Genomic DNA, 12,311 nt, shown 5'->3' on the forward strand with positions numbered 1-12,311 from the left:
CTAAATCATTTGTTTCTCGGCGAAAGAGATACGAATCCATGCTGAAGCTCGTACAGTCCTTCATGCTTGCACGGACGGCAATCCAACCGACCAGATTGGATGGGTGAGTGGCATACAGGAGTAGGCGTCTCAGGTTCGGTTTCCCCCAAACCGGCTTCGACGGTGCGGGTTTCGACGGTGGACGGCTGCCCGACACCGGGCACTGGTCGTGACCGGCAACGTCGGGTCTGCCGCCGCGGCCCCGGACCGCCCGCGTGCCGGCAACGAGCGTCAGAGTTCGCGACTCGGTATTCATCCGCGCGCCGAACGAGATAGCCGATTGGCCAGTATGCGGTCCTACGAAGCAGGTAATAGGCTGCCGTTCTTTCGGCTGATGGAATCCACCCCGGGTGCCACGTCCACCATCGGGGGAAAGTCCCGGATCATGCTCGGCTCGAACAATGCGCTGGGCCTGGGCGGTGACCCCCGCTTGATCGAAGCCGCGAACCGGGCGACGGTGAAGTACGGCTCCTCGTGCGGCGGTGCCCCGCCCTTCTGCGGCACGCTGGGCGTCAAGGTCGAGCTGGAAGAAGTGCTGGCCGACTGGTACGGCACCGAAGCGGCGCTTGTCTACAACAGCGGCTTTCTGGCCAACGTCGGTGCGATCACCGCGCTGGTCGGTGCCACCGATCTGGTGTATCCGGACAGTGAGGCGCACACCTCTATTCACGCCGGTATCCGCTTGTCCGGAGCCAGTTCCCGGTTCTTCGACCACAACGACCTGGGTTCGCTGGAGAAGAACCTCATTCGCACCGCGGACCGCGGCGGAACGAAGATGATCGCGATCGACGGCTTGTACTCCATGCGTGGCGATGTGGCGCCGATGGCAGAACTCGTCGCCCTGGCCGACCGGTACAACGTCGGACTCTTCGTCGACGAAGCGCACAGCCTCGGTGTCTTCGGGCCACGGCGCACCGGCATCGCCGAGGAGTACGGCTGCCTGGCAGACGTCGACGTGGTGATGGGCAGCATGTCGAAGGCGATCTCGTCCACCGGTGGTTTCATTGCCGGCTCACGCGACCTGATCGATTTCCTCCGATTGCACTCCAGCTCACACACATTCACCGCCACAGCCGCCCCGGCGGCGCTGGCGGCGAGCCTGGCCGCAGTGGAGATCATTCGCAGCCCGGAAGGCGCCCAGCGCGCCGAGGCTGTCCTGGCCAACGCCCGTCGGCTGCGCGACGGCCTGATGTCGCACGGCCTGTCGGCGGGCAGCAGCATCACGTTGTCGGACGGGTCGCAGGCGGTGGCGCCACACGTCTCGGTCTGGATCGGTCGCGAGGACCACGCCATCGCGGCGTGGAACGAGGTGTACGACAACGGCCTCTTCTGTGCGCTCGCGGTCGCCCCGGCCGTGGGCGAAAACGACAGCCTGCTGCGCTGCAGCGTGTCGGCGGCGCACTCGCCCGCTCAGATCGACCAGGCGGTAGCTGTCATCGCCGCGGCGGTACTCGGCGCCACGAGTTAGGAACCTGGAGCTGACATGAGCAGATTCACCGACCAGATCGGTGTGGTGGCAGCACATTCCACAACTGGATTGCGTTCCGGCACCGTGACCGATCTGAGGTTCACGAGCTGGCGCGATATCCATCGCACGGCAGGCAACGTGGCGGGCATGCTGGCCGCCGCAGGGGTGACGCACGGCAGCAGGGTCAGCGTGCTGGCTGCCGACCCGCTCGACGTCGCCGCCATCCTGCAGGGCGTCTGGCGACTCGGCGCCGCGGTGACCATGCTGCAGCAGCCGACTTCCCAAGCCGGCCTCGCCGACTGGCACGCCGGTATGGAACGTGCCTTGAGCATGCTCGACTCCCAGTGCGTGCTCGTCGGCGAACCTTTCGGCATGGCTGCCGCGACGCTGCGTGCGGCGGGCTTCCGGGTGGTCGAGATACCGCCGCAATGGCCGGATTTCGAATTCCGCGACGAAGACGGCCTACCCGGCGAGGACGACATCGGCCTCTACCAGCTCACCTCCGGTTCCACCGGTGAACCGAAAGCTGTTGCCATCACCCATCGCAACCTGTACGCGAATATCGCGTCGATGGTGGCTGAGGTGAAGTTGGATGCACAGTCCGACACCACCGTGAGCTGGCTGCCGCTGTCGCACGACATGGGTCTGATCGCCTACCTGCTGGCGCCGATGTTCTTCGGCACCCACGCCGTCATCCTGCCGCCGACCGAGTTTGTGAGATCGCCGTTGAACTGGCTACGGGTCGCGAGCGAGCAGCGGGCCACCGTCACTGCGGCACCGAACTTCGCCTACCTCATCGCCAGTCGCCGACTGAACGCCGTTCCGGACGGTACCTACGATTTGAGCAGCCTGCGCTGCGTCGTCACCGGGGCGGAACCGATCGACCCCGAGACCATGGTGGAGTTCGCGCGGCAAGCGGGACGCTTCGGCATGCCCGCCTCGGCGGTCGGAGCAGCCTACGGGCTCGCCGAAGCCACAGTGGCGGTGTCATTTTCGCCGGTCGACGAACCGCTGTCCTACGACACGGTGTCCTCCGAAGAGCTGGAGAATCGTGGGCTGGCCGTACCGGCGGATGCCGGTGACACCGCGACCAAGCGACTGGCGGTGCTGGGACCACCGATCAGCGGTATGGAGGTCCGGATCGCCGGCGCGGCCGGGACCGCGCGGCAACCGCGCGAGATGGGCGAGATCGCGATCCGCAGCGAGTCCGTCACGCGGCACTATCTCACCGTGGCCGGTGAAGTCGCCGCGGTGGACGACGACGGCTGGTTCCACACCGGTGATCTCGGCTACCTGACCGAGGACGGCCAGATCGTGGTGTGCGGCCGGCTCAAAAACGTCATCATCGTCGCCGGGCGCAACATCTTTCCCGCCGACATCGAGCGTCTCACCGCATCGGCCGAAGGCGTCCGACGCGGCGGCGTCGTCGCGTTCGGCGTGACGCTGCCCGACCGGCGGGAGGAGATCCGGATCGTCGCCGAGACCGTCGCGGACTACCCCGAGGACATCTGTCAGAACATTCGTCGGCAGATCACTCAACGAGTGCGCGGCGCAACGGGTTTGAGCCCCACGGTGCTGCTGGTCGGCAAGGGTCGGGTACCTAAGACACCGTCGGGCAAGATCCGCCACGTCGCCGCCCGGGAAATGTTCGGAGAGGTCGTACCGCTATGAGTGTGCTGGAACAACAGATCATTTCGGTGGTGGCATCGCTGGCCCCGGACCGCCTGGCGCCGGTGACGATCGATTCGCACCTCGTCGACGATCTGGGCTACGACTCGCCCCGCAAGATGGAACTCGTTGCCACGCTGGAGAACCACTTGCAGACCCCGCTGGAAGAACCCGATGCCCCCATCGAGACAGTGCGCGAGGTTGTCGACTGGGTGTCGCTGCACATCAACGGCGCGCGTTCATCGGGCTGATCGACCCCCTAGATCGGGATCAGGCCGTGCTTGCGCGCCAGCCGCGCCCAATTCTGCTTGTCCCGCAACAGGTGTAGCGACCGGCGCAGCAACAGCCGCGTCTGGTGCGGGTCGATCACCGCATCGATGAAGCCGCGTTCGGCCGCCGTCCACGGAATCGCCATGTTGAGGTTGTAGCCCTCGATGAAGTCCTTCTTGATCTGCTGCGCCTCGGGCGTGGTGGGGTCGGGGAAGCGCTTCATCAGCAACTGCGCGGCGCCCTCGGCGCCGATCACCGCGATGCGCGCGGTGGGCCAGGCGTAGTTGAAATCGGCGGTCAGCTGCCGCGAGCCCATCACCGCGTACGCGCCGCCGTAGGACTTGCGGATCGTGATGGTCACCTTCGGCACGTCGGCCTCCACCACGGAGTACAGGAACCGGCCGCCGCGCTTGATGATGCCCCGTTTCTCCTCCTCGGCGCCGGGCAGGAAACCGGGGGTGTCCACCACGAACACCAGCGGCAGCTGGAAGGAGTCACAGAACCGGATGAACCGCGCCGCCTTGTCCGAGGCCTCGTTGTCGATCGCGCCGGACAGGTGCATGGGCTGGTTGGCGATCACGCCGATCGGGCGACCGTCCACCCGGGCGAACCCGGTGATGATGGCCGGCCCGTGCTGGGCCGCGACGTCCAGGAAGTCGCCGTCGTCGAAGATCCGCAGCAGGATCTCGTGCATGTCGTAGGCCATGTTGTCCGAGTCCGGCACGATCGCGTCGAGCTCGAGGTCGGTCGAGGTGACCTCCGGTTCCAGCCCGGGATTGATCACCGGCGGATTGTCGAAGCAGTTGGACGGCAGGAACGACAGGAACTCCCGCACATACTGGAACGCCTCGGCCTCGGAGTTCACGACCTGGTGAATGTTGCCGTACCGGGCCTGCGCGTCGGAGCCGCCGAGCTCGTCGAGGGTGACGTCCTCCCCGGTCACTTCGCGGATCACGTCCGGCCCGGTCACGAAGAAGTAGCCCTGGTCGCGCACCGAGACCAGCAGGTCGTCCTGGATGGGCGAATAGACCGCTCCCCCAGCGCATTTGCCGAAGATGAGGGAGATCTGCGGCACCACCCCGGACAGCGCCTCATGCCGCTGGCCGAGCTCGGCGTACCAGGCCAGCGAGGTGACCGCATCCTGGATCCGGGCGCCGCCGGAGTCCTGGATCCCGATGATCGGGCAGCCGACCATCGCGCACCACTCCATCAGCCGGGCGACCTTGCGGCCGAACATCTCCCCGACCGTGCCCTGGAACACGGTCTGGTCGTGCGAGAACACCCCGACCGGGCGACCGTCGATCAGCGCGTGTCCGGTGACCACACCGTCGCCGTACAGGGCGTTGGGATCGCCCGGGGTCTTGCACAGCGCGCCGATCTCGAAGAACGTCCCCGGATCGACCAGGGCATGCACCCGGGCGCGGGCGCTGGGGATGCCCTTCTTGTCCCGCTTGGCCACGGCCTGCTCGCCGCCGGGTTCCTTGGCCAGCTCCAGCCGTTGGTGCAGTTCCGCCAACTTCTCCGCGGTCGTGTGTATCACCGGAGTCGGTTCTGTACCCGTCACTACGCGCCTACCTTGCTCGTCCGGCTGGATCTCGTCAGATCTCTTTCAGGGCGCGACTCATGTGCTCGCCCACCTTGGCGATGATCGGTTCGTCGATGGCCTGAATGTGCTCGCCACCGATCGGCACGACCTCGAGGTCGGAAACGAACTCGCCCCAGCCGCCGTCTGGTTTGCGGACGGCATACCGCGGCTCGAACATGATCGCGTCGTCATGGTAACGATCGGCCATGTAGAGCGTGACGTGGCCGTCGAAAGGCTGGATCTCCGCGGTGTCGATCGCGCGGTTGTCCAGGTACGACGTGCGCTGGTGCTCGATGATCCCGGCCGGGATCTGCACGCCGCTCTGGCTGATGGCTTCGAGCACGAACCGCACCTGGCCGTCGTCGTCGAGTTCCTCGAGGTGCTCGTAAGGGATCGCCGGGATGGTGACGTTGAACGTCTTCTCGGCGAATTTGGCGTAGCGGTCCCAGCGCTTGCGGACCTCTTCCTTGGTCTGCGGGATCTCCTCACCGGCGCGCACCGCGTCGATCAGACCCACGAATCGGACGTCCTTGCCCGCCCGTTTGAGCCCGATCGCGCACGCGTAGGCCAGCACCCCGCCCAGCGACCAGCCGACCAGAATGTAGGGCCCGTCGCCCTGCATCTCGATCAGCTTCGGCACGTACTGCGCGGCACGCTCTTCGATGGACCCTTCGACGCGCTCGAACCCGTACATGGGGGTGTCGGGAGGTAGCCGGTTCAGCAGCGGCTCGTAGACCACGGTGGAGCCTCCGGCCGGGTGGAAGACGAACACCGGCGGGGTGGAGCTGCCCTCGGGCCGCGCGCGCAGGGTGCGCACGAAGCCGTCGATGACCCCGGCCTCGAGGTAGTTACGCACCTTGTCGGCGAGCTCTTCGATGTTCGCCGAGCTCAGCACGTCCTCGACGGTGATCGGGCCTTCGGCCCGCTCGGACAGCCGCTGCGCCATCTTGGCCGCTTTGTCCTCGTCGAGCTTGGGCAGCGGGTTGAAGATGCCGCCCGCGGACTTGCCGGTGACGATCGCCCACGTGGCGAAGGTGACCCGCTCGGCGGCGTCGCGCGGCGGCACGTCGGAGTTCAGTGCTTTGGCGACGGCTTCCTGGCTCAGCGCCTCCGACACCGCGGCCACGTTCGCACCCTTCGGTCCCGACGGGTCGGTCGGGGGCGGCGGGATGGGCACATCCGACGGCGGCGGGACCGATGCGGCCTCGGCCTGGGTCGCGGGCTCGGCCTGGGGCGCGGGCTCGGCCTGCGTCTCGGGCTCGGCCTGCGGATCCGGCGCGGGCGCGGTCACCGACATCGGCGTCGCGCCGCTGAGCATCTCAGCCTGCGCCCGGGCGATCTCCTCGGCCGTCTGCGACTTCTGATGCTCGTGCAGCGCCGCGACCTCTTCGCGGTGCTCGATCGCGTACTCGATCAGCTTCTCGACGTTGTACAGGTTGGCGTCGCGCACCGCCGTCAGCTGGATCGGCGGCAGGTCGAAGTCGTACTCGACGCGGTTCTTGATCCGCACCGCCATCAGCGAGTCCAGGCCGAGCTCGATCAGCGGCACCTCCCACGGCAGGTCCTCGGGCTCGTAACCCATGGCCGCCGCCACGATGGTGCCGAGGCGTTCGGCGATGGTCTCCCCGGAATCCGGCGACCACCGGCCCACGGTCGACGGCAGGTACCGGTTGGTCAGGCTGTCCGTCAGCGTCTCGGCGTCCTCGTCGGCCGGCGCCTCCGGGACCGCGGTCTCGGCGGCCACCACGGCCGTGCCCGCGCCGACCGCCGCGGGCAGTACCGACTGCGCACCGCCGCGGGTCACCAACGCGTCGTAGACCAGCGTGAACGACTCGTCGATCCGGGCGTGCACCTGCACCGAGGCACCGCCGGGATGGCGGGTCAACGTCGTCACCAACCGGGCACCCGGACCGGGTACCGCACGCTGCTCCGAGGCGGTCAGTTGCGCATCCGGCAGCACCGCCGTCGCGGCGGATCGCACCAGCGCGGCCAGATCCGTCGTGTCGCGCGGCGCGTACTCCCAGACGTGCCGACCGTCGGGCAGCGCGACGTGGTTGCCCGGCATCAGCACCGAACTGTCGCCGGCGAAGTGCGCGTCCAGCCAGTGTTCCTTGCGCTTGAACCGCGTCGGGGGGATGTTGGCGAAGTCGTCGGGTCCGGCGGGCCCGGCCGGCCGCGGGAACAGGGTGCGCACGTCCAGGTCGTGGCCGTACACGTAGAGCTGGGCCATGGCCGAGATCATCGACTCGACCTCGTCCTGCTTGCGGGCCAGCGTCGCGATCAGCTGGGCGTCGTGCAGACCCGCCGCGGCGGTGGTCAGCCCGATCTGCATCAGCGCGACCGGGTTGGGGGCCAGTTCCAGGAAGGTGGTGAACCCGCTGTCCACGGCGTTGCGGATGCCGTGGGTGAAGTACACCGAGTGCCGCATCCCCTTCATCCAGTACGCGACGTCGTGCACGGGTTCGCCGCCGGGCTTGATGAAGGTGCCCTCGTGCACGGTGGAGAAGATGCCGACGGTCGGCGACATCGGCGTGATGCCCTGCAGCTCCGCGGCGAACTCACCGAGCAGCGGATCCATCTGGGAGGTATGGCCCGCACCCTTGGTCTGCAGCTTGCGGGCGAACCGGCCCTCGGCTTCCGCCCGGGCGACGATCTCGTCGATCTGCTCGGGCGGGCCGCCGATCACGGTCTGGCTGGGGGCGGCGTAGACGCACACCTCCAGGCCGGGGAAGTCGGCAAACACCGTCTTGAGCTCGTCGGCGGAGTATTCGACGATCGCCATGAACCGGATGTACTCGCCGAACAGCATCGCCTCGCCCTCGCCCATCAGGTGCGAGCGCGAACAGATCACCCGGGTGGCATCCGCCAGCGACAGACCGCCGGCGAAGTAGGCCGACGCGGGCTCGCCCAGCGACTGGCCCACCACCGCGGCGGGCTTGGCGCCGTGGTGCTTGAGCAGCTCACCCAGCGCGATCTGGATCGCGAAGATGGTGACGTTGCTGGTCTCGATGCCGTACTCGTGCGAGTCGTCCAGGATCAACTCGAGCACCGAGTAACCGCGCTCGTCCTGGATCAGTGCGTCGACCTTCTCGATCCATTGGGCGAACACCTCGTTGCGCAGGTACAGGCTCTTGGCCATCTTGCGGTGCTGCGCACCGAAACCGGCCATCGCCCACACCGGACCGTTGGTCACCGGCCCGTCGGCGCTGAACACGTTCGGCTTCTGTTTGCCTTCGGCGACCGCGCGCATGCCCTGGATCGCCTCGTCGTGGTTGCGGGCCAGCACCACAGCCCGGGACCGCCCGTGGTTGCGCCGCGACAGCGCACGACCGATGGACTCCAGCGACGACGCCTGGCCCTCGGGCGATTCCATCCAGTCGGCCAGTTCGGCGGCGGCCGCCTTCTTGCGCGAGGTCAGGAACGCCGACACCACCAGTGGATAGAGCGGCTCCGGAAGGTCTTGTGCCGCAAGCTCTTCCAGCGCGGCCGCCTTGAGCGCCAGCGCTTCCTCGGTGATGCCCGGCAGTTCGTACTCCACCTCGGCGGCCGACGTTTCGTCGGAGATGATCTCGCCGAACTCGTCGAAACGCAGCGCGTGACCCTCACCTTCGGCGAGGTCGCCGCCGGCGGAGACGACGGGAACCTGGGGCGCGGCCGGCTCCGGCTCGCGCGACTCCCGTTCCATCACGTCGCGGGGCAGGACTTCGCGCACCACCAGGTGCGCGTTGGCGCCGCCGAAGCCGAAGCTGGACACCCCGGCCAGGGCATACCCGCCGTACCGCGGCCAGTCGGTCGCGGTGTCGACGAACTTCAACCGCATCCCGTCGAAGTCGATGTACGGGCTGGGACCGGCGAAGTTGATCGACGGCGGCAGTTTGTCGTGCTGCAACGCGAGCACGACCTTGGCCATGCTGGCCGCACCGGCCGCCGACTCCAGGTGTCCCACATTGGTTTTGATCGCACCCAACAGGGCCGGACGGTCCGCCGGACGTCCCCGGCCGACGACCCGGCCCAGCGCCTCGGCCTCGATGGGGTCGCCCAGGATGGTGCCGGTGCCGTGCGCCTCGATGTAGTCGACGGTGCGCGGATCGATGCCCGCGTCCTTGTATGCGCGGCGCAGCACGTCTGCCTGCGCGTCCTGGTTCGGCGCGATCAGACCGTTGGACCGGCCGTCGTGGTTGACCGCGCTGCCGGCGATGACGGCCAGGATCTGGTCACCGTCGCGGCGGGCGTCGTCGACCCGCTTGAGCACCAGCATGCCGCCGCCCTCGGACCGGGTGTAACCGTCGGCGTCGGCGGAGAACGACTTGATCTTGCCGTCGGGCGCCAGCACCGCGCCGATCTCGTCGAAGCCGAGCGTCACCGCGGGGGTGATCAGTGCGTTGACACCTCCGGCGACGACGACGTCCGCCTCACCGTTGCGCAGCGCCTGCACGCCCTGGTGCATGGCCACCAGCGAACTCGAGCAGGCGGTGTCGACGCTGACCGAGGGGCCGCGGAAGTCGTAGAAGTACGACACCCGGTTGGCGATGATCGCACTCGAGTTACCGGTGATCGCGTAGGGGTGGGCGACGGTCGGGTCCGAGATGGCCAGGAAGCCGTAGTCGTTGTTGGAGACGCCGACGTACACGCCGACGGACTCGCCGCGCAGGCTGGACGCCGGGATGCGGGCGTGCTCGAGCGCCTCCCAGGTCAGTTCCAGCGCCATCCGCTGCTGCGGGTCGATGTTGTCGGCTTCGGTCTTGGCGACGGCGAAGAATTCGGAGTCAAAGCCCTTGATGTCCTTGAGGTAGCCGCCGCGGGTGCGCGCCTTGCCGATGCGCTCGGCCAGCCGAGGCTCCTCCAGGAACTCCGACCAGCGGCCCTCGGGCAGGTCGGTGATGGCGTCGCGGCCCTCCATCAGCGCCGCCCAGGTCTCGTCGGGCGAGTTCATGTCGCCGGGCAGCCGGGTGGCCAGACCCACGATCGCGATGTCGACGCGCTCGGCGGGTCCGTTACGCGTCCAGTCCGCGTCGTCGCCGCCCTGGTCCGCGGTCTCGGGCTCGCCTTCGATGATCCGGGTCGCCAGCGACTCGATAGTGGGGTGCTGGAATGCGACCGCGACCGACAAAGTGACACCGGTCAGGTCTTCGATGTCGGCGGCCATGGCGACGGCGTCGCGCGAGGCCAGCCCCAGCTCCACCATCGGCACCGACTCGTCGATGTCGTCGGGAGACTTCCCGACGGCCCTGCCCACCCATTCGCGCAACCAGCGGCGCATTTCGGGGACGGTCATTCCTGCGGCAGGCGTGTTCTCCTGAGACTCGTTCAGATCAGACATGGCTACCTTCAGTCGGAGGTGGCGAACGCCGTCGGCGATCCGACGCCGCTGCGCAGGCTGCCGTCCAGGTAGGCGGTGCGGCACGCGCGGCGACCGATCTTGCCGCTCGAGGTTCGGGGGATGGTTCCGGCCGATACCAGCAGCAGGTCACGCACGGTCACGCCGTGGCGCACCGCGATGGCCGCCCGGATGTCGTCGGCGATGGGCTGGTAGTCGAGCTTGTGCGTCCCGGCGGCACGCTCCGCGACGATCACCAGCTGCTCGGAGGTGTCCTCGGGGTCGGCGGTCAGGCCGGTGTGCGGGTCGTCGAACACTTTCTGTGGCAGCTGGTTGGCGGGGACGGAGAACGCGGCCACGTAGCCGGTCCGCAACGCCTTGCTGGCCTCCTGCGCGGAGTACTCGAGGTCCTGCGGGTAGTGGTTGCGGCCGTCGATGATGACCAGGTCCTTGATCCGGCCCGCGATATAGAGGTGCCCGTTGTGGTAGGTGCCGTAGTCGCCGGTGCGTACCCAGAGCCCGTCGTCGGCGGCGCCCTCGGCGTGGGACTGGCTGATCCGCGACTTCAGGATGTTCTTGAACGTCTCGGTGGTCTCGGCTTCCTTGTTCCAGTAGCCGATGCCCAGGTTCTGGCCGTGCAGCCAGATCTCGCCAATCTGGCCGTCCGGCAGCTCACTGGCGGTGTCGGTGTCGACGATCACCGCCCACTCGTCGACGCCGACCTTGCCCGCGGACACCTGGGCGACGGCGCTGGGAGCGTCGGGAGACACCTCGACGAAGCGCTGGTTGTTCAGCTCGTCACGGTCGACGTGGATGATCGTCGGCGGCTCGTCGCTGGGGGTGGTGGAGACGAACAGCGTCGCCTCGGCCAGGCCGTAAGAGGGTTTGACGGCGGTCTCGGGCAATCCGTACGGCCGGAAGGCGTCGTAGAACTTGCGCATCGACGCCGGCGACACCGGTTCGCTGCCGTTCAGGATCGCCTTGACGTTGCTCAGGTCCAGCGGCGGTTCGCCTTCCTTCGGCAGCCCGCGGACCGCGGCGTGCTCGAACGCGAAGTTCGGTGCGGCCGAGAAAACACCGCCGGTCTCACCGGGCTTGCGGGCGAGTTCGCGGATCCAGCGGCCGGGACGCCGCACGAATGCGGCCGGCGTCATGAAGGTGAAGCTCTGCCCCAGCACCGGCGCGCACAGCGCGGTGATCAAGCCCATGTCGTGGAAGAACGGCAGCCAGCTCAGACCGCGGTCGCCTTCTTCGCCTTCCAGGGCGACCAGCGTCTGCAGCACGTTGGTCGGCAGGTTCAGGTGGGTGATCTGCACACCGGTCGGGGTGCGGGTGGAACCGGAGGTGTACTGCAGGTACGCGATGGTGGTCTCGTCGGCCTCGGTCTCCTGCCAGGTGGCGGCGACCTCGTTCGGCACCGCATCGACGGCGATGACGCGGGGCCGTTCCTTGGCCGACCGGGCCCGAATGAACTTGCGCACTCCTTCGGCGGCGTCGGTGGTGGTGAGGATGGTCGAGGGGGTGCAGTCGTCCAGCACCGCGTGCAACCGGCCGACGTGCCCGGGCTCGGCCGGGTCGAACAGCGGTACCGCGATGCGGCCCGAGTACAGCGCGCCGAAGAACGCGATCAGATAGTCCAGGTTCTGCGGGCAGAGGATGGCGATGCGGTCACCGGGCTGGGTGACCTGTTGCAGCCGGGCCCCGACGGCGCGGTTACGGGCACTGAACTCCGACCACAAGATGTCGCGTTCGACGCCGTCGCGCTCGGTGGAGTAGTCCAGGAAGCGGTACGCGAGCTTGTCGCCGCGCACTTTGGCCCACTTCTCGACGTGCCGAACCAGGTTGGTGTTCTGGGGGAACCTGATCTTGCCGTTCACTACGAAGGGGTTGTGGTACGCCATGCCGCACTCTCCTGTCGAAAACCTTCTAAGGTCGGCCAAGCCGACGAACTGTTCTCGGCCAAC

Annotated in this window: 6 protein-coding genes; 3 read left to right on the forward strand and 3 right to left on the reverse strand. The window is 67.8% G+C overall.

Annotation, left to right across the window (positions count from 1 at the left end; genetic code table 11):
• Nucleotides 1–208: 208 nt before the first annotated feature.
• Genes ACZYZ9_RS10380 through ACZYZ9_RS10390 form a run of 3 tightly spaced genes read left to right on the forward strand, consistent with a single transcriptional unit; the run spans nucleotide 209 to nucleotide 3,426 of the window.
• The gene (locus ACZYZ9_RS10380) at nucleotides 209–1,507 is read left to right on the forward strand and encodes an aminotransferase class I/II-fold pyridoxal phosphate-dependent enzyme (protein WP_463826177.1); all 1,299 of its coding nucleotides are present in this window, start codon (nucleotides 209–211) and stop codon (nucleotides 1,505–1,507) included.
• 15 nt (nucleotides 1,508–1,522) lie between these two features.
• Entirely contained in the window at nucleotides 1,523–3,178 is a 1,656-nt protein-coding gene (locus tag ACZYZ9_RS10385; RefSeq protein WP_463826178.1) for a fatty acyl-AMP ligase, read from the forward strand.
• On the forward strand, nucleotides 3,175–3,426 hold the full coding sequence (locus ACZYZ9_RS10390) for an acyl carrier protein (protein WP_463826179.1): 252 nt from the start codon (nucleotides 3,175–3,177) through the stop codon (nucleotides 3,424–3,426). The genes ACZYZ9_RS10385 and ACZYZ9_RS10390 overlap by 4 nt, the downstream gene beginning before the upstream one ends.
• Before the next feature lie 8 nt (nucleotides 3,427–3,434).
• Here ACZYZ9_RS10390 and ACZYZ9_RS10395 read toward each other — a convergent pair whose 3' ends face one another.
• From ACZYZ9_RS10395 to fadD32, 3 genes are read right to left on the reverse strand one after another with little or no spacing between them, the layout of a single operon-like run.
• Nucleotides 3,435–5,009 carry an acyl-CoA carboxylase subunit beta gene (locus tag ACZYZ9_RS10395; RefSeq protein WP_463826180.1) on the reverse strand — a complete coding sequence of 525 codons (1,575 nt, stop codon included), beginning with the start codon at nucleotides 5,007–5,009 and terminating at the stop codon, nucleotides 3,435–3,437.
• A gap of 34 nt (nucleotides 5,010–5,043) precedes the next feature.
• Nucleotides 5,044–10,350 carry a polyketide synthase Pks13 gene (gene pks13, locus ACZYZ9_RS10400; RefSeq protein ID WP_463826181.1) on the reverse strand — a complete coding sequence of 1,769 codons (5,307 nt, stop codon included), beginning with the start codon at nucleotides 10,348–10,350 and terminating at the stop codon, nucleotides 5,044–5,046.
• Between the two features lie 8 nt (nucleotides 10,351–10,358).
• A complete protein-coding gene (gene fadD32 / locus ACZYZ9_RS10405; RefSeq protein WP_463826182.1) occupies nucleotides 10,359–12,248 on the reverse strand; it encodes a long-chain-fatty-acid--AMP ligase FadD32 in 1,890 nt (629 codons plus the stop codon).
• Between the last annotated feature and the right edge of the window lie 63 nt (nucleotides 12,249–12,311).

Source organism: Mycobacterium sp. IDUB_28 (assembly GCF_055419285.1).